This window comes from Streptomyces sp. NTD91 (assembly GCF_059510455.1).
The window spans coordinates 72,994-96,453 of sequence record NZ_JCAJZW010000025.1 but is presented as its reverse complement, the minus strand read 5'-3'; the positions used below and the strand labels follow the sequence as shown (position 1 = coordinate 96,453).

Genomic DNA, 23,460 nt, shown 5'->3' with positions numbered 1-23,460 from the left:
GCACGCTCCACCACTGCCTCAAGGGCGTGGGAGGTGTTCCGCTCGCCGCACCGACCGGAAGTCCGCGTACGTCCAGTACGAGGGCCTCGGGCCGGCACGCCGGCAGCACGCACCGGACGCCACTGGCCTGTCTGGCAATTCCCGTGTGCGGCGCGACGCCCGGCACGCTCCCCCACTGCCTCAAGGGCGTGGGAGGTGTTCCCGCTCGCCGCATCGGCCCCAGACCCGACTACGCCCAGTGCGAGAGCCTGGGGCCGGCACGCCGAGAGCACGCACCTGACGCCGCGCGGTCGCGCTTCGGGCAACGTGCGGGGGGCGGTGGAGGCGGGCCGCCCTCTCCGCACAGAGGACGTGCCCGTGCCTCAGGGGCGCGGGGCTGCGTTCGACATCCGGCTCCGCCGCGCGGGCGCGGCCCGCCGGGCGGCGGACCGCACTCGCGGCAGGCGCTACTTGGCCCGGTCGAAGTCGATCGCGCTGTATGCCCGCAGTTTGCTCAACCGGTGCTCGGAGTCGATCCTGCGCACCGTCCCCGACTTCGACCGCATCACGATCGACTCGGTGAGCGCGGTCTCCGACCGGTAGCGCACACCCCGCAGCAGCTCGCCGTCGGTGATCCCGGTGGCGACGAAGAACACGTTCTCGCCCGAGACCAGGTCGTCCGTGGTGAGCACCCGGTCCAGATCGTGCCCGGCGTCGATCGCCCGCTGCCGTTCCTCGTCGTCCTTGGGCCAGAGCTTGCCCTGGATCGTCCCGCCCAGGCACTTCACGGCACAGGCCGAGATGATGCCCTCGGGCGTACCGCCGACACCGAGCAGGAGGTCGACCCCGGTGCCCTCGCGCAGCGCGTAGATCGAGCCCGCCACGTCGCCGTCGGAGATCAGCTTGATGCGCGCGCCGGCCTCCCGGACCTCCCTGATCAGGCTCTCGTGCCGCGGCCGGTCCAGGATGACGACGGTCACGTCCTCGGGTGTGGACTTCTTCGCCTTGGCGATCCGTTTGATGTTGACCGCCACGGGCGCGTCGATGTCGACGAAGTCGGCGGCCTCGGGGCCGGTGACCAGCTTGTCCATGTAGAACACGGCGGACGGGTCGAACATGGCGCCCCGCTCGGCCGCGGCGAGCACGGCGATCGCGTTCGGCATGCCCTTGGCCGTCAGGGTGGTGCCGTCGATCGGGTCGACCGCGATGTCGACCTCGGGACCGGTGCCGTCGCCCACGTGCTCCCCGTTGAAGAGCATCGGGGCCTCGTCCTTCTCACCCTCGCCGATGACGACGACGCCGTTCATCGACACGGTGGAGACGAGGGTTCGCATGGCGCGGACTGCGGCACCGTCGGCGCCGTTCTTGTCGCCGCGCCCCACCCAGCGGCCGGCTGCCATGGCGGCGGCTTCGGTCACCCGGACGAGCTCCAGGGCGAGGTTGCGGTCGGGAGCCTCGGAGGGAACGTCCAGCTCGGACGGCAGGTGATGATTTTCGGTCATCGGAGCGCACCTTTCTGATACGACGACGGCCGGATGAGGGTGTTGGTCCCTGACTCTATCGTTAGGCAGACAAAATGAGCAGGGGACCCCACGGATGAGCGCTTGGGGCACCTGCGACGATAGGGGGCGTGGCAGGTTCGAACGGCAAGCAGAAGACGGCCCGGGACATGATCCTCTCCCTGGCCCTGATCGGCATCGCGGCGGCGGTCGTCTACTTCCTCTCCATCCCGCACGACGATCACGCTCCCGACATCAAGCGGGTCGACTACCGGGTCGAGCTGGCCACGGCCCGCCGTGCGGCGAGCTACCCGGTGGCGGCACCCGAGGGCCTGCCGAGTACCTGGAAAGCGACCTCCGTACGCTTCCAGGGCGAGAACGGCGACCGGTGGCACCTCGGCTTCCAGACCCCGGACAGCCAGTACGTGCAGATCGAGCAGTCCACGCAGAAGCCGGCCGACTTCATCGACGAGGCCAGCCAGGGCGCGTCGGCGACGAAGCAGACCGAGACGATCGACGGCCGTACCTGGACGCGGTACACGGGCGGCCGCTACGACGCCCTGGTCCTGAACGGCACGCCCGGCTCCACCACGGTCGTGGCGGGCACGGCGTCCTTCGCGGAGCTGACGAAGATGGCGGCGGCGCTGAGGACGCGGTGACCGCGCCGCAGACCCTCCCGTACGCGAAGAGACCCCCGGCGGTGCCGGGGGTCTCTCGCTGTGCGGATCCGCTCAGACGGTCGTGACGACGTCCTCGTACGCCAGGCGCGGAGAGCGCGGGAACCAGGCGTCCGGGCCCGGCTTGCCGATGTTGACCACCATCAGCGGGGTGTGGTCGTCGTCCAGGAACTCCTTGCGGACGCCCTCGAAGTCGAGGCCGGTCATCGGGCCGGCGGCGAGGCCGGCGGCACGGACGCCGATGATGAAGTAGGCGGCCTGCAGGGTGGCGTTCAGTGCGGCGTTGCTCTCGCGCACCGAGCGCTCGCCGAAGAAGAGGTCCTTGGCCTGCGGGAAGTGCGGGAAGAGCTCCGGCAGCTCCTCGTGGAACTCGTTGTCCGCGGAGAGGATCGCGACCAGCGGGGCGGCGGCGGTCTTCGGCTGGTTGCCCTCGGCCATGTGCCGTACCAGGCGCTCACGGGCCTCGGGGGAGCGGACCAGGGTGATGCGCAGCGGCGACTGGTTCATGGAGGTCGGACCGAACTTGACCAGGTCGTAGATGGCCTGGACCTGCTCGTCGGTCACCGGCTCGTCGGTGAAGGTGTTGGCGGTGCGGGCCTCGCGGAACAGCAGGTCCTGGGCGGCGGGGTCAAGAACGAGAGACATGCGTGAACTTCCTAGAAGGCGTTCGTGATCCGACGTACCGGACCGCGGTCCGGATCGGCTGACGGGACGACCCTACGCCAGTGAAGTTCAAGCTTCAACAAAGCCCTGCCCGCAGTGGCTCGCTTCACAGCCGAGCGGCCGATGCCTACTCGGCGTCCTCCTCTCCGTCCGCCTCCTCCTCGGCCAGCGCCGCGTCCAGCCGTGCCCGCGCCCCCTCCAGCCAGCGCCGGCACACCTTCGCGAGTTCCTCGCCGCGCTCCCACAGCGCCAGGGACTCCTCCAGCGTCGTACCGCCCGCCTCCAGGCGTCGTACGACCTCGATCAGCTCGTCCCGCGCCTGCTCGTAGGAGAGAGCCTCGTCCACCTTGCTCGTCATTCGCCCACCTTCACCGTGAATTCACCCTCGGCGACCCGCGCCCGCAGCGCCTCGCCGTCCGTCACCTCGTCCGGGCCGCGCACCACGTGCCCGTCGCCCCTCTGGAGCACCGCGTAGCCGCGCTGGAGCGTGGCCGCGGGGGAGAGCGCCACCACGCGCGCGTGCGTGTGCGTCAGCTCCGAGTCCGCGCGGTCCAGAAGATGGCCGAGAGTCCGCCGGCTCCGCTCGACGAGGGACGCCACATGGTCGGCGCGCTCGTCGATCATCCGGTGCGGATCCTCTATCGACGGGCGGGCCAGGGCGTGCGCCAGCCCCCGCCCCTCCCGCTCGACGAAGGCGTTCATGCAGCGCCGGGCCCGGTCCCGCAGCATCCGCACCCGCTCGAACTCCTCACCCACGTCCGGCACGACCTTCTTCGCCGCGTCGGTGGGGGTGGAGGCGCGCAGGTCCGCCACGTGGTCCAGGAGCGGGTTGTCCGGCTCGTGCCCGATGGCGGAGACGACGGGCGTACGGCACTCGGCCACCGCCCGCACGAGCTGCTCGTCGGAGAACGGCAGCAGGTCCTCCACGCTGCCGCCGCCACGGGCGACGATGATCACATCGACGTCCTCGATCTCGTCCAGCTCCTTCACCGCCTGCACGACCTGCGGAACGGCGTGCACCCCCTGCACCGGGACGTTGCGCACCTCGAAGCGGACGGCGGGCCAGCGGTGCCGGGCGTTCTCCAGCACGTCCCGCTCCGCGGCCGAGGCGCGACCGCAGACGAGGCCGATCAGCTGCGGCAGGAACGGCAGCGGCTTCTTCCGCTCCGGCGCGAACAGCCCCTCGGCCGCGAGCGCCTTCTTCAGCTGCTCCAGCCGCGCCAGCAGCTCACCGACGCCGACGGGTCGGATCTCGGCGGCGCGCAGCGAGAGCTGACCCCGGGGGGCATACCACTCCGGCTTCGCCAGGACGACGACACGGGCGCCCTCTCCCACCACGTCTGCGACCGCGTCGAACACCTGCCGGTAGCAGGTCACGCTCACGGAGACGTCGTACGACGGGTCCCGCAGCGTCAGGAACACGACCCCGGCGCCGGGCCGCCGTGCCAGCTGCGTGATCTGCCCCTCGACCCACACCGCCCCGAGCCGGTCGATCCACCCCCCGATCAGCCGGGAGACCTCACCGACGGGGAGCGGCGCTTCGGGGGTGGTCTTTGCAGCCATGGGCTCGAGAGTAACGGGGCGTACTGACAAGGGGGGCCGCGCCGAGCACGCGCCTGGCCGGGTGGCCGGGCGCCGCCGCACGCACCCTACGATGGGAGGCATGACCGCTTCGTCTGGCCGCCGTGTCCTGCTCGCCGCCCCCCGGGGCTACTGCGCCGGTGTGGACCGTGCCGTGATCGCCGTCGAGAAGGCCCTCGAACAGTACGGGGCCCCGATCTACGTCCGGCACGAGATCGTCCACAACAAGTACGTCGTGCAGACCCTGGAGAAGAAGGGCGCCGTCTTCGTCGAGCGGACGGAGGAGGTGCCGCCCGGCAACATCGTCATGTTCTCGGCGCACGGCGTCGCCCCGGTCGTGCACGAGGAGGCCGAGCGGGGCCGGCTCGCCACCATCGACGCCACCTGCCCGCTGGTCACCAAGGTCCACAAGGAAGCCGTACGCTACGCCAAGGAGGACTACGACATCCTCCTGATCGGCCACGAGGGCCACGAGGAGGTCATCGGCACCTCCGGCGAGGCCCCCGACCACATCCAGCTCGTCGACGGCCCCGCGGACGTCGACAAGGTCGAGGTCCGCGACCCGTCCAGGGTGGTCTGGCTGTCCCAGACCACCCTGTCCGTGGACGAGACCATGGAGACCGTCGACGCCCTGAAGACCAAGTTCCCGGGCCTGGTCTCCCCGCCCAGCGACGACATCTGCTACGCGACGCAGAACCGTCAGCTCGCCGTGAAGCAGATGGGTGCCGAGGCCGACCTGGTCGTCGTCGTCGGCTCGCGCAACTCCTCCAACTCCAAGCGGCTGGTGGAGGTCGCCAAGCTCGCCGGCGCCCGCGAGGCCCGCCTGGTGGACTTCGCCGACGAGATCGACGAGGCCTGGCTGGAGGGCGTGGACACGGTCGGCGTCACCTCCGGCGCCTCGGTCCCCGACGTGCTGGTCGAGCAGGTCCTCGAGTGGCTCGCCGAGCGCGGTTACGGCGACGTGGAGATCGTCAAGGCCGCCGAGGAGTCCATCACCTTCTCCCTTCCCAAGGAGCTCCGCCGCGACCTGCGCGAGGAGGCCGCCGCCCTGGTCGCCGAGCGCGGCGGTACCGGGACGCCCGGGGAGTGACCGCCACACCCCCGTCGTAACGTGGTGCCATGCAGATCTTCGGCGTGGACATCGGCGGGTCCGGCATCAAGGGCGCTCCTGTGGACCTGGAGAAGGGCGACCTGGCCCAGGAGCGCTGCAAGGTGCTCACCCCGCACCCGGCGACGCCCGACGGTGTGGCCGACGGGGTCAAGGAGGTCATCGACCACTTCGGCTGGACCGGCCCGGTCGGCGCGACCTTCCCCGGAGTGGTCACCGGGGGAGCCATGGTCCGTACGGCGGCGAACGTCGACAGGAGCTGGATCGACACCGACGCCCGCGCCCTGTTCGGCGGCAAACTGGGTGGCCTGCCGGTGACGGTCGTCAACGACGCGGACGCGGCGGGCGTCGCCGAGATGCAGTTCGGTGCCGGCCGGGACCGCAGGGGCACGGTCATCCTGCTCACCTTTGGCACCGGCATCGGCAGTGCCGTCTTCGTGGACGGCGTCCTCGTTCCGAACACGGAACTGGGCCACCTCGAGCTGGACGGTCACGACGCGGAGAAGAAGGCCTCCAGCAAGGCCAAGGACGACCACCGGCTGAGCTGGGAGCAGTGGGCCCGGCGCGTCCAGAAGTACCTGAGGCACGTCGAGATGCTGTTCTCGCCGGAGCTGTTCATCATCGGCGGCGGGGTCAGCCGCAAGTCCGACAAGTTCCTGCACCTCATCGAGGGCGTCAGAGCCGAGATCGTCCCAGCGCAACTGCAGAACAACGCGGGGATCGTGGGCGCGGCGATGAGAGCGGCCCAGCAGGCGTAGGGGCGCTTGTTCAGGCACGGCGCCGACGCCGTACCCACCGCACCCGGCGGACGAGCACGATCACGCAGACGACCAGCGTCCCGCCGTACAGCCAGCCGGCCTGTGTGGCGAGCCCGGTGAACAGCCCCATCAGTCGGCCGAGCAGCCCCCCGCCGTCCTCGGCCACGGGGACCAGTCCCGCGGCGAACGCGATCGGCACGACCACCGGGGCGGTCAGCACGTCCGCGGCCCGCACCCACAGCGCGGTCAGGACGCTCACCGGCAGGAACAGCACGCCGTACACGGTCAGGGCCCCGTCCAGCAGCAGCGTGTCCAGACAGCCGAGCAGGAACATCAGGAGGATGCAGAACAGCCCGCCGCCGAGCCCGGTGAGCCGGGGGCTCGGCAGCCGCGGCCCGGGCGGCACGGGCCGGGGAGCCCGCGGCTGCCGGCTCGGCTCCGCAGCCCCGCGCTCGCCGCCGGGCCTGCGCCGGGCCTGCGGCGGCAGCGGGGCGCGCTGCTGCGGCGTGCCGCGTCGCGGTCCGTCGTTCGGGGGTCGCGTTCCGTGTTGCTCCACCCGACCAACCTAGGTCTGTTTATGTGCCGAATAGGCCATCAGACACGCCGGTGGACAGAGCTTGGCCAGGCGTTCGAAGCTCCCGGGAGCCGCCAGGCGCGGACGCCGTAAACTGGTGGATCGGCCAGTGTCGGTCTCCGGCCCCTGGCACCCCCGGCCCACTCATCTACGGGAAGTCGCAACGTGTCGCTCACGATCGGAATCGTCGGCCTGCCCAATGTCGGCAAGTCGACCCTTTTCAACGCCCTGACCAAGAACGACGTGCTGGCGGCCAACTACCCGTTCGCCACGATCGAGCCGAACGTCGGTGTGGTGGGCGTCCCCGACGGCCGTCTGGCGGAGCTGTCCTCGATCTTCGGCTCCGAGCGCATCCTCCCGGCCACGGTCGACTTCGTCGACATCGCCGGCATCGTGCGCGGCGCCTCCGAGGGCGAGGGTCTCGGCAACAAGTTCCTCGCGAACATCCGCGAGTCCGACGCGATCTGCCAGGTGATCCGTGCCTTCAAGGACGAGAACGTCGTGCACGTCGACGGCAAGGTCTCGCCGAAGAACGACATCGAGACGATCAACACCGAGCTGATCCTGGCGGACCTGCAGACCATCGAGAAGGTGCTCCCGCGCCTCCAGAAGGAGTCGCGCATCAAGAAGGACGTGGCCCCGAAGGTCAAGGCCGTCGAGGAGGCCAAGGAGATCCTGGAGAAGGGGGACACCCTCTTCTCCCAGGGCATCGTCCAGGGCACCGAGCGCGCCGAGCTGCTGCACGACCTGCACCTGCTGACCACGAAGCCGTTCCTGTACGTCTTCAACGTCGACGAGGACGAACTGGTCGACGAGGACTTCAAGAACGAGCAGCGCGCCCTGGTCGCTCCCGCCGAGGCGATCTTCCTGAACGCGAAGCTGGAGGCGGACCTCGCCGAGCTGGACGAGGACGAGGCCCTGGAACTCCTCCAGTCGGTGGGCCAGGACGAGCCCGGTCTCGCCACCCTCGCCCGCGTCGGCTTCAACACCCTCGGCCTCCAGACGTACCTCACGGCCGGTCCCAAGGAGTCCCGCGCCTGGACGATCAAGAAGGGCGCCACGGCCCCCGAGGCGGCCGGCGTGATCCACACCGACTTCCAGAAGGGCTTCATCAAGGCGGAGGTCATCTCCTTCGACGACCTGGTCGCCGCCGGGTCGGTCGCCGAGGCCCGCGCCAAGGGCAAGGCCCGCATGGAGGGCAAGGACTATGTGATGCAGGACGGGGACGTGGTGGAGTTCCGCTTCAATGTGTGATCACCGCGTCACCGGGCGCTGAGCAATACGTCAAGACACAGCCCGGAAGGGGTCAGGCCCTGGTGGGTCCGGCCCCTTCGGTGTGCCCAGGGCGGATTCGTCCCGCGTGGTCGGGGCCGGCGCGCTCGCGGTCGGCAGCCAGGTCGCAAGCCGCGGCTCCCGGTGGCCGGCCGCGCCGGGGTGAGCGGCGGCAGGTGCCACCGCCGCGGTGCTCAGCCCCGCTCGTCGAGGTCGCCGAGGAGCTGCCGCAGCAGCTCCTCGTCCCCGGCCGGCAGGCTTTCCACGAACCGGGCCAACACCGCCTCGCGGTCCGGATCGGAGTCCAGCACCTGTCGCATCCGCTGGGCGGTCATGCCCTGGGCGTCCGTCACCGGCGCGTACGCATACGCGCGGCCGTGCTTGGACCGGATCAAAAGCCCCTTGTCGAACATGCGGGACAGCACCGTCACCACGGTGCTGTACGCCAGGCCGCCATCCAGGCGCTCCAGCACCTCGCCCGGGGTCAGCGCCGAAGCCGAGGACCGCAGCAGTGCCATGACCTCGGCCTCCAGCGCACCGCCCGGCCTGCGATCACCCGGAGCATGTCTGGTGTTCACGAGTTGGCTACCTTCCATTCATCGTCTACAGTCCTGTAGAACTTCTACGACTCCGTAGAAGTCGGCGACGCCGAGTCTGACACACAGACCCGGGCGCACCCCCGGCCGCGACCTGAGGCCGTGCGACACGACGCCGACTTCTACAGGCGTGTAGGCGTTCTCTGCCCGGCTCACCGGGCCCTGCCGTCTTCCCTCGATTCCGGGAGATACCGCCTGATGACGCTCCACCCTGCCGTCCAGCTCGCCTTCGATGGCTCCGGCATCGACGGCTCGCTGTTCACCACCGTCACCGACTTCGCCCGCGGCACCAAGTGGCTGAACACCCCACTCAGCCTGTGGACCAACGCCGGGCTGGGGGTTTTCGCGGTGCTGATGCTGGTCGGCTGGTGGAAGGCCCGCCGCCGCGACACCGCCGCCATGACCCTCGCCCTGGCCGCCCCCGTCGCCGTCGTGGTCGCCTTCGCCGTCGCGGAGATCGTCAAGAAGGCCGTCGCCGAAGTGCGGCCGTGCTACTCGCTGCCCCACGACTACTTCGTCAGCGCTTGCCCCGCCCGAACCGACTACGCCTTCCCCAGCGGACACACCACGACGGCCGCGGCGACCGTCGCCGCGCTGTGGCTGCTGGAACGGCGCCTCGCGGTGATCGCCGCGGCCTTCGCCCTCCTGGAGGGCTTCACCCGCGTCTACCTCGGCGACCACTATCCCCACGACGTGATCGGTGCCGCCCTCCTGGCCCTGCCCATCGCCTACGCAACCAGCCGCGTCCTGGGCCGTGTCGCCCTCCCGCTCGTCGAGCGCCTGCGCACCGGTGCCCTCCAGCCCCTGCTCGCCGCCGCACCCGCGGGCGCCCACGCCGTCCGCTGAAACCGGTCGGCCGGGCACCGCCACGCTCCCCGCCACGGGGTCCGGCCCCGCCTCCGCCGACGAGCCCGGGTCTCGCCACGAACGACGTGACGAGAAGTGGGTGCGGCGGGTACTCGGCGCACCATGTCGAGGTTGCATCTTCCAGGGCGAAAAGACCACCGGGGCAGTGATGAGCAGCCGGGGCCGGAGGAGGCCGGGCCGGGACCCGAGGTGGAGCGGGCGGCACCGGATGCGCCGACGGAGCTGCCGATGCGGTCGTGGGGCGCGGTCCTCAGGGGCAGCCTGCGGGAGTTCAGGGACGATGAGCTCACGGACCGCGCGGCGGCGCTCACCTACTACGGGATTCTGTCCCTTTTCCCGGCGCTGCTCGTCCTGGTGTCGATCCTGGGCCTCACCGGCAGGTCGACCACGGACAAGGTGCTCGGCACTCTCCGGCGGCTCGCACCGGAATCGGCCCGTGACGTCATCACCGGGGCCGTGAAGCAGGTGCAGGGCAGTGCGGGCATCGGCTCGGTGCTGGCGGTCGTCGGACTGGTGGTGGCGGTGTGGTCGGCGTCCGGTTATGTCGCGGCGTTCATCCGTGCCGCGAACGCCGTCTACGACATGCCCGAGGGGCGCCCGGTGTGGAAGATCCTTCCCGTCCGGGTCGGGCTGACCGTCGTGCTGCTGGTCCTGGCGGTGATCAGCGCGCTCATCGTGGTCTTCAGCGGTGGCCTGGCCCGTCGGGCCGGCTCCGCCCTCGGCGTCGGGAGCACCGCCTTGACGGTGTGGTCGATCGCCAAGTGGCCGGTGCTGGTGGCCCTGGTCGTCGTCATGATCGCGCTGCTGTACTGGGCGAGTCCGAACGCCAGGGTGAAGGGCTTCCGATGGATCACGCCGGGAAGTTTCCTGGCCCTGCTGATCTGGATGACCGCCTCCGGCGCCTTCGCGTTCTACGTCGCCGGCTTCGCCTCGTACAACAAGACCTACGGCACCATGGCCGGCGTCATCGTCTTCCTGGTGTGGCTGTGGATCACCAACCTGGCGATCCTGCTGGGGCTGGAGTTCGACGCGGAGACCGTGCGGCAGCGGGCGATCGCCGGGGGATTCCCGCCGCACGAGGAGCCGTACACGCAGCCGCGTGACACCCGGAAGTGGGACGAGCAGGACCGGCGCCGGCTGGGGGACGGCTGACCGGTTGTGACGCTCGGGCGGGCGGTCCTCGGCCCACTGCCCTGAACCGGTCCGTCCGGGGTACTCGCGTCCCCGCAGGCGGCCGGAGCGCCCAGACACCGTCCGGCCGACACGAACGGGAAGACGGGAGGTGATCGTCGTGTCGCGAGTGCAGCCGCCCCCTGCCGGAACCGGCCGGGAGGCACAGCGTTCCGACGCGGAGCCGGTGAGCGAACTTGTGCAGCGGGCGTCACAGCAGCTGACGGATCTGGTACGTGGCGAACTGAGGCTGGCGCAGGCCGAGATGAAGCAGAAGGGCAAGCGGTACGGCAGGGGCGGCGGCCTCTTCGGCGGCGCCGGTGTCGTCGGCTTCCTGACCTTGCAGGCCCTGGTCGCCACCGCGATCGCGGCCCTGGCGGTGCCGCTGCCCGTGTGGGCGGCCGGGTTGATCGTGACCGCGGTGCTGGGCCTGATCGCCTCGGTGCTGGCCCTGTCGGGCAAGAAGCAGGTCGGCCGGGCGGCCCCGCCCGTGCCCGAGCAGACGATCGAGAACGTGAAGTCCGACGTGGCCGAGATCAAGGAGAGTGCGCACCGATGACCCAGCCGCCTCACGACGAGCAGACCGCTTCCGGCCCCGAGGAACTGCGCGAGCAGGTCGAGCAGACCCGCGAGGAACTCGGGCGGACGGTCCAGGCGCTGGCCGCCAGGACCGACGTCAGGGCCCGGGCTCAGGAGAAGGCCGCCGAGGTCGCACAGCAGGCCGCCGCCAGGGCCGGCGAGCTCCGGGCCAAGGCCGCCGATGTCGTCCACCAGGTGCAGGACAAGGCGCAGGACAAGGTGCCCGGCCCGGTCAAGGACAAGGCGGCCGAGGCCGCCGGGCAGGCACGGGCCACGGTCGCCCGGGCCGGGCGTGTGTGGGAGGAGAAGGCGCCTGAACCGGTGCGGCGCAACGCCGCCCGGACCGCGCGCGCGGCACGGGACACCCGCATCCGGCTGACGGCGGCCCTCGCACTGGCCGGTGCGGCATGGCTGGCGTACCGCCGTCGGAAGGGCTGAGGCCGGTGAAGGTCTCGAAGATCGCCTACAAGCCGGTCGGATTCGCCCTCGGAGCCGTCAGCGGCATGGTCGCCGGCGCGGTGTTCAGGCAGGTGTGGCAGATACTCGGTCACGGCGAGGATGCCCCTGACGCCACCGACGAGGACCGGACCTGGCGCGAGGTCCTGCTCGCCGCCACCCTGCAGGGCGCGGTCTTCGCCGGGGTCAGAGCGGCCGTCGACCGCGCCGGCGCGACCGCGGTCCGCGGCCTGACCGGCACCTGGCCCGACTGACGTCACCGGGACCCGGCAGGCGCCGATCACCGGCGCCCGTCCCGCGTCAGCCCCGCCGGCCCGGCCTCCCGCGGCGGCTCACATCCCCGTCACCCGCGCCACCGTGAACGGCGGTGTCGGCGTCCCGGGCCCCATCGGACCGCCCTCGTCGAACTGGGAGCGGACGACGAGGAGGCCGTGGGGGGTGTGGGCCAGGGTGGTGGGGATCTGGAGGGCGGTGTCGGTCAGGCTGCGGGTGAGACGGGCCTCGGTGCCGTCGGGGGAGAGGTGCCAGCGGGTCAGGGTGTTGCTCCTGTTGTGGGCGGCCCACAGCGTGCTGTGGGACAGCTCCAGGCCGTCGCCGTTCACCAGGTCGCCGCCGTACAGCGTGACCCGACGTACGGAGCCGTCGGTCACGTCGACCCGGTACAGGCCGCCGCCGGTCATGTCGACGACGAGGAGCAGGCGTCCGGTGGGGTCGGCGGCGATGCCGTTGAGGGCGTAGGCGGTCGGCCCCTGCGGCGGTACGGCCCCGCTCAGGTCGAAGTGTGCGACCAGGGGTGCGCGGCCGGCGCGGGCCACCTCGGCCGGAGTGATCCGGTAGATCAACGGGCGCACGCTGTCGGTGGCGTACGCCGTACCGTCCGCGGTGATCACGAGGTCGTTGAGGAAGTGCTGGTCGCTCTCCGGTGCCTCGAAGCGGGCCAGCAGGCGGCGGTCGCGCAGGTCGTAGACGTCGATTCCGGCGGTGTGGTCGATGACCCACAGGCGGCCCGCCCGGTCGGCCTTCAGTCCGTTGGCCGTCGTACGGCCGTCCGCGCCGGCGGGCAGGAAGAGCTCGGCGGTGCGGCTGCCGGCGGCGGCGCGGTAGATCGCGCCGGTCGTGAAGGAGCCGACGTACGCGTCGCCCGTGCGCCGGTCGAGGGCGATGCCCTCGGGATAGGCCCGGTCGTCGGGGAGGGTGAAGGCGGTCGAGATGCGGGGCCGCGCGGCGGCGGCGCGCGCCGTGGGCGCGGCGAGGGCCACGGCGGCGGCCGTGGCGCCGGTCAGGAAGGTACGGCGGTGGATCGAACGGGACACGACGGTGCCTCTCGGTTCTGCTGCTCACTCAAGGACGAAGGCCAAGCTATATTAGACCTCTAATGCTCGCCAGTATGTTAATCATCATCAGAGTCCTCATCATCGTCCAGGTATTAATCTGGGCCGGTGACCTCCATGCCCGCGTCCGAGCGCCTCGGCTCCCATCTCAAGCGGGCCGAGCAGGCCCTCAACGCCACCAAGACAGCGGTCCTCAAGCCCGCAGGCCTGACCGTCGCCCAGTACGCCGCGCTGCTCCACCTCTCCGACAACCCGGGCATCTCCGCGGCAGCCCTGGCCCGGCTGTGCGGGGTGACCCCGCCGACCATGAACACGGTCCTGAAGAACCTCCAGGACCGCGATCTGATCGCCCGCAGCCCGCACGAGTGGCACAGGAACGTCCTGGAGACCCGGCTCACGGACGAGGGATGCGCCGTCCTGGCGGAGGCCGACGCGGCCGCCGTACGCGTCGAACGGGCCCTCGCCGCGGAGTTCACCGATGCGGAGCGCGACGCCCTGACCGGGCTGCTCGCCCGCTGCGTCAGAGTCCTGGAGGAACGGCGCCCGGGAAACTGACAACGGACTCCGGCGCCGGATCCGTCACCCAGCCCGCCAGCAGCACCAGTCGCGACTCGCGGTCGACGGCGAGGAAGCCGAAGGGGCGGTCGAAGGCGGCGCGCACGACCGTGGTCTCGTAGCGGTACCGGGGCGGGGCACTGCCGTACGTCTCCGCGACCGCCGTCACCGCCGCCGCCCGGAAGCCCAGCGGGCCGAACTGCGCCACCGCCGACTGGCGGGCCCGGCCCACGGCGAGAGGTTGGTCGCCGATGCCGGGGAAGTGGCCGTGGCCGGTGTCCGTGGCCGCCGACAGGCCGAACAGTCCCGCCAGGGCCAGCAGATCGTGGTCGGCGCGCACCTCGTACGCCACCGTCCGCACGTCCAGCGTCAGCGGCTGCGGCTCCACGGCCGGCTCCCGCTCGACGTGCAGGCCCGGCCCCACGTGCCCGTACGGCAGCGAGCCGCCCCCGGTGACCGGCAGCGACCGCTCCACGATCCCCACCCCGGCGCCCAGCACCTGGCCCGGCGTCATGTGCTCCTCGCCCAGCACCAGATGGACGTCGACGCCGTTGTCGCCCGGCACCGTCAGGGCCGTGACGAAACCGTCCGGCGTCCCCGCCACACCCACCCGGTCGGGGCGCGGGCCGCGCCGGTGCAGCCCGCGCAGCGCACGCCCCTGCCACGGGCCGCCGGCCGGCCTGAGCGACAGCTCGGTGAACGGCTGCCGCCAGGTCGTGCGCAGCGCGAGGGCACTGGCCAGCACCATCCGCGCGTCCCGGGTCAGCGTCACCGGCATGCGCTCGACCAGCCCGCCGGTCCGCTCGGCCGCCCAGGCGTCCAGCCGCTCCTGCGCGCTGACGAGGTCGTCCCCGAACACCCCGTGCGTTGCGGCCGGCAGTCCGGCGCGCCACTCCTCGCGCAGACCGAGCCCCAGGTGCGTCCACAGCCCGAGCGCCACGTCCAGCCCGGACACCCTCGCCAGCGCCCCCATCAACTCCCGCGCGGACCCGGCCGCCTGCCCGGCAGGCACCCCCACCGCCTCGGACAACTCCGCCCGCGCCGCGCCCGCCGCACCGTCGGCCAGGAAGGCCAGCAGGGGCCAGACTCCTGCCGCCGAGAAGACCGTGCCGGCGGGCGTGGTCGTCGCCCAGCGCTTCGTCAGTCCGTTCGCCGCCCGGACGACCGTGTCGCCCGCCCGGCCCCCGGTCAGGGTGTCCACCCTCATTCCGCCCCCGTTCGTGCCCCGCCTACCATGCGCCCAGTCGTACGTCAGCCCGGTCACCGGCCGTTCACCGGTCCGTGCTGCCGCCGCCCGATCCAGGAGCACGGTACCCGGTGTCCATACCCCCGCCTCCCGGCCCCCACCAGCCACAAGGGCCGTATCAGCCACCTCCGTCGTACCCGCAGGGGCCGTACGGTCCGCCGCCGTACGCCGGGCAGCCCGGCGCGCCGGGGATGCCGCCGTATCAGCCGTGGGCGCAGGGCTACAGCCCCTTCAACCGGCCGGCGCCCGTCAACGGGCTCGCGATCGCCTCCCTCGTGCTCGGCGTCCTGTGCTGTCTGCCGGGGGTGGGGCTGGTGCTCGGGCTGCTTGCGCTGCGGCAGATCCGCCGGCGCGGCGAGCGCGGGACCGGTGCGGCCGTCTGCGGCGCGGTGCTGTCCGGCGTGGGACTGGTGCTGTGGGTGTTGTTCTTCGCGACCGGAGCCGCGTCGCAGTTCTGGCAGGGGTTCAAGGAGGGCGCACGCGACCGCGCGAGCATCTCGCTGGTCAAGGGCGGGTGCTTCAACACGCCCGGCGGCGCGCTGAGCGGTGAGACCTACGGCGTCGACAAGGTGCCCTGCGCCGGCGCACACGACGGCGAGGTGTTCGCGGCCTTCCGGCTCACCGGCCGCGGATACCCCGGCGAGGAGAAGGTCACCGGCATCGCGGGCGACCGCTGCCGGAGCCAGCGGGACGGCTGCGCGACGGACGGCCGGGCGGTGCCGGACGACGCGTCGTGTACTGCCTGACCCCGACCGAGGACGGTTGGGACGCCGGGGACCGCGAGGTCACCTGTGTGTTCGGCAGCACCGAGGAGGGCGGCAAGCCGACCGGCTCGCTGCGCAACGACGAGACGGTCCTCGACGCCGACCAGGTGGCCTGTCCGAAGGCGGTGCACGTCCTCAACTCCGCGCTGGACAGCGCCCCGACGCGGAGGACGTGGGCGACGACCTGTCCGGCCACAAGCAGTGGGCGGGCCGGGTCCCGGCCGCCCCGGGCGAACAGGCCCGGATGCTGCGGGCGCACGACTGGCCGGTCCGCGCCCGGCGGCAGGTGACCGACCTGGCCGCCGATCTCGACAGGGCGCGGGCGGAGTGGGCGACGGTGGCGGAGGCCGAGGACGCGGACGCCTTCCACGACCACTACGACCGCCCTCGGCCTGATCGAGCCGGGCCGTGGGGTCACCGTGCGCAAGGCTCTGGGCCTGGCCACGGTCCCGCCCCGGGGCGGTGCCGACACGAGCGTCCGGGTGTGAGCGCGCCCGCCCGAGCGCATGCATGGATCCGGGGCAGGACGTCTACAGAAGTGCTGGAGGGGGAAGACGTCGAGGTGCAACTGCCGGGAAAGCGCCTGGGTGATGCCTGCCCCGCCTGATGTCATCACATCGAGTGATTCTCTGGCCTTCGCTTGCACGGCACAACCCACGGTTGCCAGTCTGTTGCTGTCTGTACAACCTGATGGGAGCGGCCAGTGACTTTCGGTGAGCAGCCGGCGTACCTGCGTGTCGCGGGTGATCTCCGCAAGAAGATCGTCAACGGTTTGCTGCCGCCCCACACGCGCCTGCCCTCGCAGGCCCGCATCCGCGAGGAGTACGGCGTCTCGGACACGGTCGCGCTGGAGGCCCGCAAGGTGCTGATGGCCGAGGGCCTGGTCGAGGGCCGCTCCGGCTCGGGGACGTACGTGCGCGAGAGGCCGGTGCCCCGCCGGGTGTCCCGCTCCGGCTACCGTCCGTCCGGCGGGGCCACGCCCTTCCGGCAGGAGCAGGCCGACGCCTCGGTGCGCGGTACCTGGGAGTCCAGCAGCGAGCAGGCCGAGGCCGGCGCCGCCGTCGCCGAGCGGCTCGGCATCCGGGCCGGCGACCGGGTCATGCGCACCAAGTACCTGTTCCGGGAGGCCGGCGAGCCGATGATGCTCTCCACCTCGTGGGAGCCGCTCGCCGTGACCGGCCGCACCCCGGTGATGCTGCCCGAGGAGGGGCCGCTCGGCGGCATGGGTGTGGTCGAGCGCATGCGCGCCATCGACGTCGTCGTCGACAACGTCACCGAGGAGGTCGGCGCCCGCCCCGGCCTCGCCGAGGAACTGCACCTCCTCGGCGGTGTCCCCGGCCATGTGGTCCTGGTCGTCCACCGCACGTACTACGCCTCCGGCCGCCCGGTGGAGACGGCGGAGGTGGTGATCCCGGCGGATCGGTACCGGGTGGCTTATCACCTGCCGGTCAGATGAGCGGTGGGGGGCGGCCGCCCACGGCGCGTGACGCTTCCGCGCGCCGCCGGTCCCGCCCAGCCCGTCCGCCGGTCAGGTGCGCGCCCCCTGAGTGAGGTAGCGCACACCCTCGTACGTCCCACGGGTGACCGGGCCGGTCGCAGGGGTCTCGCCCGAGTCGGAACAGCCGGTGTGATTCAGCCGTTTTCCCAGGTGACCAGCGGTCACACCGATACGCCTCCGAATGGCGGCCGCAGCGCTCACGACGGCGCGTTCATTTTTGTGCGCCCCCTGCGTTCTGGCTGGTTGCATACCTCTTTGTGAAAAGCCGTGTTCGCTGCGTAAAGGTTGGGCGTACGCTCGGGCATATGCGTATTGCGGTTTCCTTAGGCGAGGCTCGAGGAAGCGGGTGGGGCGGTGCGAGAGGGAGCGACTCGGGTGGTGGGGACCATGGGTGAGGGGACGGTCTCCCTGCCCTGGATCGTGATACGGCAGGACGACAACGGCAACCGCTACCGCGTCGGCCGGTACGCGACCCGTGCCGAGGCTCAGAAGATCGCCGACAGTCTCGACGACCGGGGACACAAGCAGATCTACTGGGTCGAGCGCATCGGCCAGAATGGCGACGGCGCCCGCAACTGACCACGCGCGCCCTCCCGTAGGCTCCGCCCCATGACGCCCATGACACCCGGCACACCGATGACGGACCGGATCGTGGTGGTGGGAGCCGCCCTGTTCGACGGCGGCCGGCTGCTCACCGCCCGCCGCAGCGCACCCGCCGATCTGGCCGGACGCTGGGAACTGCCCGGCGGCAAGGTCGAGCCGGGCGAGCGCCCCGAGAACGCGCTCGTGCGCGAACTGCGCGAGGAACTCGGCGTCGACGCCGAGCCGGTCGAGCGCGTGCCCGGCGAGTGGCCGCTGCGGGCGCCCTATGTCCTGCGGGTGTGGACCTCCCGCCTGCGTCCCGGCTCGCCCGCGCCGAAGCCCCTCCAGGACCATGACGAACTGCGCTGGCTGACCCCGGACCGGCTCTGGGAGGTCGACTGGCTCGACCAGGACGTCCCGGCGGTCGAGGCGGTGGCCCGTCGATGGGGCGACGGGTGAAAACCCGCACGGGGAGCGGGGCGTAGCCCCTGCAGGGGGCGCGGGGCTGTGCCGAGATGCGGCCCCGCCGCGACGGGGCTTCCCGTGTTCGGGCGAAGCCGGGAACCGGGAAGAGCGGCCGGCCACCGCGAACCCGCGGCCGCACGAAGACCGGCACTCCCGAGTTCTTGTGCGCCCGGTCCCACCCCAGGCGCTCCGTACGCCGTTCGTGCCACTGTGCGCCCGCCCGCGCGGTACTGCCGCAGGGATATCGGGTATGTGCCCATTAACCCCATGAAATCGGACATGGGTGGGGCTCGCTGGCCTGGGAAGTGATCGGCGTGATCGACACCGATGGCGACTGCGCCGAGTGGACGTTTTCCGCGGAACCGGGCGCCGTGCGTGCCGCCCGGGCCGCAGTCCGTGGCCAGTTGCACGGCTGGGACCTCGACTGCCTCGCCGACCTCGCCGCGTTGCTGGTCAGTGAGCTGGTCACCAACTCGCTGCGGCACGCCACCGGTCCCATCGGCGTACGCCTCGTACGGCCCGTGCGGATCGGCGACGCACTGCTGGTGGAGGTCTCCGATCCGCTGCCCGATCCGCCGCGCGAGCGGGTCGCCCGCGCCGAGGACGAGAGCGGGCGCGGGCTGCAACTGGTCGCCGGTTCCTCGCGCCGCTGGGGCACCCGGCCGGGCGCGAGCGGAAAGACCGTCTGGTTCGAACTGGCGGTGCCGGGGTGAGCCGGAGGCACCCGGGGAGCACGGGGGTGTACGGCTGACGGCGGCAGGGCCGGCGTGCGCTCCGGGCGCGCGGCCCGGTCCGGGGGGTGTGATTCGACGGCCTCTTCCTTGGTTAGAAGAGTGGGAGTGTTGTCACGGAGCGGTCCGAAAAACATCTGGACCGAGCTGTGATCGTGAACACCGTGTCGTGCGGCGCCGTAGTGCTGGATACTGCGGGCAGCCGCCTTTCGGTGACCGGTACCGGGCGCGGTGAGCTGGAGGGGACGGTTCGCGTGAGCGAGATACCAGCGAAGGCCACGGAGTCCGAGGACCCGTCGGACGGCGCTACGCACCTGGCCGCCGAGGCGGCCGTACCCGGCGACGCCATGTGGCAGAGCAGTCCGCCCGGTTCGATGTACGACTACATCAGGGTCGCGTCCTTCTCCATCTCTCCCGGCGGGCTGGTCGACCAGTGGAGCCTGCGCGCCGAGCAGCTCTTCGGCATCCCGGCCGCACGCGCCGTCGGCATGGACCCGATAGAGGCCTTCGTCGATCCCGACCTGCGCGAGCGCGGCCAGCGCAAGATGGCCGAAATCCTCGACGGACGGGAGTGGACCGGAGTCGTGCCCTTCCGTATGCCGGACAAGGGGGACGGCGCCCGCGGCGAGGAGGGCCTGGCCGAGGTCTACGTCATGCCCACCCGCACCGCCGAGGGCGACAACGCCGCCGTGTGCATCGTCGTGGACGTCCGCACCCTGCGCCGCATCGAGACGGACCTCGCCGCCTCGCAGGCCATTTTCGGTCAGTCGCCGTTCGGATTCCTGCTCATCGACACGGATCTGAGGGTGCGCCGGGCCAACGAGCGGTTCGCCTCCATCTTCGGCGGAAACCCCGACGACCACCGGGGCAAGGGAGTTCACGACTATCTGCCGCGCGGTGAGGCCGAGCGGGTCGCGGCCACGCTGCGCCGGGTCCTGGAGACCGGCCAGTCCATCACCGACATGCATGTCACCGGGTACGTCCCCGGCTCCGAGGAACGCCGGCACTGGTCCGTCAACCTCTACCGTGTCCGCAGCGGCAGCGGCCGGCCCATCGGCATCGCCTGGCTCGGTACCGACATCACCTCCCGCCGGGCCGCCGCCCGCGAGGCCGCCGCCGCCCGCCGCAACCTCGCCCTGCTCAACGAGGCCGGCGCCCGCATAGGGAACTCCCTCGACCTGGAGACCACGGCCCGGGAACTCCTCGACGTCGTCGTCCCCGGGTTCTGCGACCTCGCCACCGTCGACCTCTACCAGGGCCTGCTCACCGGCGACGAGACCCCGCCCGGCCTCGCCGACGGCAGCGCCGAACTACGCCGGGTCGCCTTCGCGAGTGCCGTGTCGGACGCGCCGTTCAGCGGCTCCGGGGAACCCGTCGCGGTCGGCGCTGTCCACCACTTCCCCTTCAACTCGCCCTGCGCGGACGCCCTGCGCACCGCCAGACCGCAGGCCGTGCCGCCCGAGGAGGGCGGGCTGGTGCAGTCCACGCTGGCCGTGCCGATGGTCGCCCACGACACCGTCGTCGGTCTCGCCCAGTTCGCCCGCACCAAGGGCAGCGAGCCGTTCGGCGACCGGGACCGGGACCTGGCGGTGGAGCTGGCCGCGCGCGCCGCCGTCTGCATCGACAACGCGCGCCTGTATCGCCGGGAGCACGAACGGGCGCTGATACTGCAGCGCTCGCTGCTGCCGCCGGGCGACCCCGAGGCCTCCGGGCTGGACATCGCCTGCCGCTACCTGCCCGGCAACGCCGCCACGGAGGTGGGCGGTGACTGGTTCGACGTCATCGAACTGCCGGGCCACCGTACGGCGTTGGTCGTGGGTGACGTGATGGGGCGCGGCCTGCGCGCCGCCGTCGCCATGGGTGAACTGCGCACGGCCGTCAGGACGTTGGCGCTACTGGATCTCGAACCGGCAGAAGTGCTCTCCGCGCTGGACGAGATCGCGCGGGGGCTGGGCACACCGGGCGGTGTGCAGCAGGCGACGCGCACGGCCCGGCAGCCGAGGGACGCCGACCTCTCCGAGGTCTACCTGGCGACCTGCGTGTACGCCGTCTACGACTCCGTGACCAGACGCTGTACGTTCGCCAACGCCGGCCATCTGCCGCCGGTGCTGGTCGAGCCCGGTGAACCGGCCCTCATGCTGGACGTGCCGCCCGGCATGCCGCTCGGGGTGGGCGGCGAGCCCTTCGAGGAGGTCGAGGTCGAGCTGCCGGAGGGGGCGCTGCTGGCGCTCTACACGGACGGTCTGGTCGAATCCCGCGACCATCCGCTGGACGAGGGTCTGCAGGCGTTCGTCGGCGCGCTCACGGACCCGTCCCGCCCGTTGGAGGACGTCTGCGACCACGTCCTCAACACCCTCGACACCCACCACGGCGAGGACGACATCGCGCTGCTCATGGCGCGGGTGCAGGGGCTGCCCGCCGACTCCGTGGGGGACTGGACGCTGCCGCGCGAGCCGCGGAGCGTGGGGCGGGCGCGCGAGCACGCCCGGCGGCAGTTGCTGAGCTGGGATCTGGAACCGCTGGTCGACACCACGGAGCTGCTGGTCAGCGAGCTGGTGACCAACGCGCTGCGGTACGGCGAGGGGGAGATTCGGCTACGGCTGCTGCTGGACCGCACGCTGGTGTGCGAGGTGTGGGACAGCGGGCTGGTGCAACCTCGCCGGCGGCGCGCCCGGGACACCGACGAGGGCGGCCGGGGGCTGCAGCTGGTCGGGCTGCTCAGCGCGGCCTGGGGATCCCGGCGGACCCCGCGGGGCAAGACGGTGTGGTTCGAGCTGCCACTGCCCGGCGGAGAGACCGGCCTGACCGACCCGGCGGAGGCCCTGCTGAGCCTGTTCTGACCGGCGGGCACGCCGGGTCTCCCGGCCCTACGTGATCGACTAGAGGCCGCGGCGGCCCCTCGTCTTTGGCCCTCCGAAGCTCGCCGGTGGGCCGCCGTCCGGCTGGTCCGCCAGCAGGACACCGCCCACGATCGCGGCGGCCAGGCCGGGGGAGTCGCCGTCGGCGCTCGTGCGGGGGTTGCCGTGGGCCCGTACGTCGCGCTCGGCCAGGTCGCGGGCCTCACGGGCCAGGGTGTCGGCCCGGTCGGCGTGGCCCGCGCCGAGTTCCCGTGCCGCCTCCGCCAGGCGGACCCGGGCCTCCGGGCCGACCACGCCCCGGTGCACCGTGAGGAAGTCCTCCGCGGCGGCGAGTGAGCCGCGCGCGACGAGGAGCACGCCCGCCGCCGGGGCGCCGGCGTGGCCCGTGTCCAGCCGCTCCACCGCCCGCGCGATCCGGCGCAGGGCGTCCAGCGGGTCGTACGGGCCCGCCGTCAGCTCCCGGCGCACGGAGGCCGCCACGGCGTCCGCGTGGGCCAGCCGGGCGGGCAGCTCGCCGCTGGTCAGGGGGCTCTGCACCGCCCCTTTCCGGGCCACCGCGATCTCCGCCTCCGCACCGGTCAGCGCGGCCGGCACCAGCGCCGCCGCCTCCCGCAGCCGTGCCGCGAGCCGCTCGGCACCGGTCACCAGGACGTCGGCCTGCGCCACCGCGCCCTCGGCGGCCCGCAACTGTCCGGCGGCCCGCCCGCCGTCGCCCGTGTCGGCCGCCTGACGGGTCTCGTTGAGCCGCGTGGTGGCGAACACCAGCCGGTCCTTGGCCTGTTCCAGATATCCGGTGACGGGCTCGGCGGACGAGGGCGTGCAGCGGTCGCGCAGGGAGCCGAGGGTGTCCTCCGCGGTCACCGTCCGCCCGGCCAGCTCCCGGAACCGTTCCTCGGCCGTCTCCAGCGCCCCGGCCAGCCCCCGCCCCTCCAACTCCCGCAGGCCGTCCAGCGCGGGGGCCGCCGCGTCCAGCAGGCGGCCCGCCTCCGCGCACCGGCCGACCACGCCGACCAGCACCTGCCGCCGGGCCACGGCGTCCTCCGGCGCCCCCTGCTCGTACCGCCGCCAGATCGCGCACGCCGCCGCCAGCTCGGTCCCGGCGGCCCGCAGGGCGTGCGCGAAGGGCTCGGTGTCCGGCTCCGCGAACCGCGCTCGCACGAAGGACAGTTCCTCCCGGCTGGTGCGGACGCAGTCGTCGGCCAGCACCAGCGCGGCGCGGGCCTGCCGCTCGGCGTCGGCGGGGGAGGGCGTGGGCGGGGCGAGGGAAACGGTGCCGGGGGTCGTGCGGGTGCGGGCGCGGCGGGTGCGGCGCAGATAGCCGTACCCGGCCAGGGACACGGCGGTGACCGCCGCGATCAGGGGCAGCGCGTAGTCGGCGGTCGACGTTCCGCCCCGCTGCGCGGCGGCGTCCGCGGCGGTCCCGGCGGGCGGCGCGGGAACCGGATCTTGCGAGCCCGCCGTCATCACCGGCAACACCAGCCACCCGACCCCGGCCACGACACCCAGCACGGCATGCGCCACCCGCACCCGTATGTGCGCCTTGGCGCGCCGGGGCCGGCCCCGGATCAGGGAGGACGTCACATTTCGGAGCGTATGGGCAGGTGGGCGGCTTCGCGAGCGGGACGGATACGGGCGGGGGACAAGGGAAGAA

General features: G+C 72.3%; 26 protein-coding genes. 17 read left to right on the top strand and 9 right to left on the bottom strand.

All coding sequences use genetic code 11. From position 1 onward, the window contains the following. Positions 1-446: 446 nt before the first annotated feature. Entirely contained in the window at positions 447-1,481 is a 1,035-nt protein-coding gene (gene glpX, locus AC5WRT_RS24405) for a class II fructose-bisphosphatase (RefSeq protein WP_496095907.1), read from the bottom strand. A 128-nt stretch (positions 1,482-1,609) separates the two neighbouring features. Between glpX and AC5WRT_RS24400 the strand changes: the two genes are divergently transcribed. After that, a complete protein-coding gene (locus tag AC5WRT_RS24400) occupies positions 1,610-2,137 on the top strand; it encodes a DUF4245 domain-containing protein (protein ID WP_496095906.1) in 528 nt (175 codons plus the stop codon). 72 nt (positions 2,138-2,209) lie between these two features. On the opposite strand, the gene AC5WRT_RS24395 is transcribed toward AC5WRT_RS24400, so the two are convergent. The 3 genes from AC5WRT_RS24395 to xseA form a co-directional block, all read right to left on the bottom strand. Then, entirely contained in the window at positions 2,210-2,800 is a 591-nt protein-coding gene (locus AC5WRT_RS24395) for a malonic semialdehyde reductase (RefSeq protein WP_496095905.1), read from the bottom strand. Between the two features lie 145 nt (positions 2,801-2,945). Continuing rightward, positions 2,946-3,176: an exodeoxyribonuclease VII small subunit gene (locus AC5WRT_RS24390; protein ID WP_496095904.1), complete on the bottom strand. Its 231-nt coding sequence runs from the start codon at positions 3,174-3,176 to the stop codon at positions 2,946-2,948. Then, positions 3,173-4,381 carry an exodeoxyribonuclease VII large subunit gene (xseA, locus tag AC5WRT_RS24385; protein WP_496095903.1) on the bottom strand — a complete coding sequence of 403 codons (1,209 nt, stop codon included), beginning with the start codon at positions 4,379-4,381 and terminating at the stop codon, positions 3,173-3,175. Before xseA ends, AC5WRT_RS24390 begins: the two co-directional genes overlap by 4 nt. Before the next feature lie 91 nt (positions 4,382-4,472). Between xseA and AC5WRT_RS24380 the strand changes: the two genes are divergently transcribed. Both AC5WRT_RS24380 and ppgK read left to right on the top strand, forming a co-directional pair. Further along, on the top strand, positions 4,473-5,489 hold the full coding sequence (locus AC5WRT_RS24380; protein ID WP_496095902.1) for a 4-hydroxy-3-methylbut-2-enyl diphosphate reductase: 1,017 nt from the start codon (positions 4,473-4,475) through the stop codon (positions 5,487-5,489). 29 nt (positions 5,490-5,518) lie between these two features. Then, positions 5,519-6,265 (top strand): polyphosphate--glucose phosphotransferase, encoded by a 747-nt coding sequence (gene ppgK, locus AC5WRT_RS24375; protein ID WP_496095901.1) that lies wholly within the window; start codon positions 5,519-5,521, stop codon positions 6,263-6,265. Positions 6,266-6,275: 10 nt separating this feature from the next. On the opposite strand, the gene AC5WRT_RS24370 is transcribed toward ppgK, so the two are convergent. Beyond that, positions 6,276-6,821, bottom strand: coding sequence for a DUF6542 domain-containing protein (locus AC5WRT_RS24370; protein ID WP_496095900.1), 546 nt, complete (start codon positions 6,819-6,821; stop codon positions 6,276-6,278). 183 nt (positions 6,822-7,004) lie between these two features. Between AC5WRT_RS24370 and ychF the strand changes: the two genes are divergently transcribed. Beyond that, on the top strand, positions 7,005-8,093 hold the full coding sequence (gene ychF, locus AC5WRT_RS24365) for a redox-regulated ATPase YchF (RefSeq protein WP_496095899.1): 1,089 nt from the start codon (positions 7,005-7,007) through the stop codon (positions 8,091-8,093). A 212-nt stretch (positions 8,094-8,305) separates the two neighbouring features. On the opposite strand, the gene AC5WRT_RS24360 is transcribed toward ychF, so the two are convergent. Next, on the bottom strand, positions 8,306-8,689 hold the full coding sequence (locus AC5WRT_RS24360; RefSeq protein WP_496095898.1) for a BlaI/MecI/CopY family transcriptional regulator: 384 nt from the start codon (positions 8,687-8,689) through the stop codon (positions 8,306-8,308). Positions 8,690-8,905: 216 nt separating this feature from the next. Between AC5WRT_RS24360 and AC5WRT_RS24355 the strand changes: the two genes are divergently transcribed. The 5 genes from AC5WRT_RS24355 (at position 8,906) to AC5WRT_RS24335 (ending at position 12,033) form a co-directional block, all read left to right on the top strand. Continuing rightward, a complete protein-coding gene (locus AC5WRT_RS24355) occupies positions 8,906-9,553 on the top strand; it encodes a phosphatase PAP2 family protein (protein WP_496095897.1) in 648 nt (215 codons plus the stop codon). Positions 9,554-9,676: 123 nt separating this feature from the next. After that, positions 9,677-10,726: a YihY/virulence factor BrkB family protein gene (locus tag AC5WRT_RS24350; protein WP_496095896.1), complete on the top strand. Its 1,050-nt coding sequence runs from the start codon at positions 9,677-9,679 to the stop codon at positions 10,724-10,726. Positions 10,727-10,931: 205 nt separating this feature from the next. Next, positions 10,932-11,303, top strand: a complete 372-nt coding sequence (locus tag AC5WRT_RS24345) for a phage holin family protein (RefSeq protein ID WP_496095895.1) — start codon at positions 10,932-10,934, stop codon at positions 11,301-11,303. Further along, positions 11,300-11,761, top strand: a complete 462-nt coding sequence (locus tag AC5WRT_RS24340; protein WP_496095894.1) for a DUF3618 domain-containing protein — start codon at positions 11,300-11,302, stop codon at positions 11,759-11,761. The genes AC5WRT_RS24345 and AC5WRT_RS24340 overlap by 4 nt, the downstream gene beginning before the upstream one ends. Before the next feature lie 5 nt (positions 11,762-11,766). Next, the gene (locus AC5WRT_RS24335) at positions 11,767-12,033 is read left to right on the top strand and encodes a DUF4235 domain-containing protein (RefSeq protein WP_496095893.1); all 267 of its coding nucleotides are present in this window, start codon (positions 11,767-11,769) and stop codon (positions 12,031-12,033) included. A 78-nt stretch (positions 12,034-12,111) separates the two neighbouring features. On the opposite strand, the gene AC5WRT_RS24330 is transcribed toward AC5WRT_RS24335, so the two are convergent. Further along, on the bottom strand, positions 12,112-13,092 hold the full coding sequence (locus AC5WRT_RS24330; RefSeq protein ID WP_496095892.1) for an SMP-30/gluconolactonase/LRE family protein: 981 nt from the start codon (positions 13,090-13,092) through the stop codon (positions 12,112-12,114). A 135-nt stretch (positions 13,093-13,227) separates the two neighbouring features. Between AC5WRT_RS24330 and AC5WRT_RS24325 the strand changes: the two genes are divergently transcribed. After that, a complete protein-coding gene (locus tag AC5WRT_RS24325) occupies positions 13,228-13,665 on the top strand; it encodes a MarR family winged helix-turn-helix transcriptional regulator (RefSeq protein WP_496095930.1) in 438 nt (145 codons plus the stop codon). Here the strand turns inward: AC5WRT_RS24325 and AC5WRT_RS24320 are convergent. After that, entirely contained in the window at positions 13,631-14,872 is a 1,242-nt protein-coding gene (locus AC5WRT_RS24320) for a serpin family protein (protein ID WP_496095891.1), read from the bottom strand. The two genes, AC5WRT_RS24325 and AC5WRT_RS24320, sit on opposite strands and share 35 nt — an antisense overlap. A gap of 110 nt (positions 14,873-14,982) precedes the next feature. Here AC5WRT_RS24320 and AC5WRT_RS24315 point away from each other — a divergent pair, with 110 nt between their 5' ends. The 7 genes from AC5WRT_RS24315 to AC5WRT_RS24285 all read left to right on the top strand — a co-directional run bounded on the left by AC5WRT_RS24315 (position 14,983) and on the right by AC5WRT_RS24285 (position 21,791). Next, positions 14,983-15,657: a DUF4190 domain-containing protein gene (locus AC5WRT_RS24315; RefSeq protein ID WP_496095890.1), complete on the top strand. Its 675-nt coding sequence runs from the start codon at positions 14,983-14,985 to the stop codon at positions 15,655-15,657. Next, positions 15,645-15,965: a hypothetical protein gene (locus AC5WRT_RS24310; RefSeq protein ID WP_496095889.1), complete on the top strand. Its 321-nt coding sequence runs from the start codon at positions 15,645-15,647 to the stop codon at positions 15,963-15,965. The genes AC5WRT_RS24315 and AC5WRT_RS24310 overlap by 13 nt, the downstream gene beginning before the upstream one ends. A 413-nt stretch (positions 15,966-16,378) precedes the next feature. Further along, positions 16,379-17,131 carry a GntR family transcriptional regulator gene (locus AC5WRT_RS24305; RefSeq protein ID WP_496095888.1) on the top strand — a complete coding sequence of 251 codons (753 nt, stop codon included), beginning with the start codon at positions 16,379-16,381 and terminating at the stop codon, positions 17,129-17,131. Positions 17,132-17,560: 429 nt separating this feature from the next. Next, positions 17,561-17,752 carry an SPOR domain-containing protein gene (locus tag AC5WRT_RS24300; RefSeq protein WP_496095887.1) on the top strand — a complete coding sequence of 64 codons (192 nt, stop codon included), beginning with the start codon at positions 17,561-17,563 and terminating at the stop codon, positions 17,750-17,752. A 57-nt stretch (positions 17,753-17,809) separates the two neighbouring features. Next, entirely contained in the window at positions 17,810-18,214 is a 405-nt protein-coding gene (locus AC5WRT_RS24295) for a (deoxy)nucleoside triphosphate pyrophosphohydrolase (RefSeq protein ID WP_496095929.1), read from the top strand. A gap of 311 nt (positions 18,215-18,525) precedes the next feature. After that, on the top strand, positions 18,526-18,933 hold the full coding sequence (locus AC5WRT_RS24290; RefSeq protein WP_496095886.1) for an ATP-binding protein: 408 nt from the start codon (positions 18,526-18,528) through the stop codon (positions 18,931-18,933). A 272-nt stretch (positions 18,934-19,205) separates the two neighbouring features. Then, positions 19,206-21,791, top strand: a complete 2,586-nt coding sequence (locus tag AC5WRT_RS24285) for a SpoIIE family protein phosphatase (RefSeq protein WP_496095885.1) — start codon at positions 19,206-19,208, stop codon at positions 21,789-21,791. A gap of 39 nt (positions 21,792-21,830) precedes the next feature. Here the strand turns inward: AC5WRT_RS24285 and AC5WRT_RS24280 are convergent, their stop codons facing one another. Further along, complete coding sequence (locus tag AC5WRT_RS24280) at positions 21,831-23,390, bottom strand: hypothetical protein (RefSeq protein ID WP_496095884.1); 1,560 nt, start codon at positions 23,388-23,390, stop codon at positions 21,831-21,833. Positions 23,391-23,460: the final 70 nt, after the last annotated feature.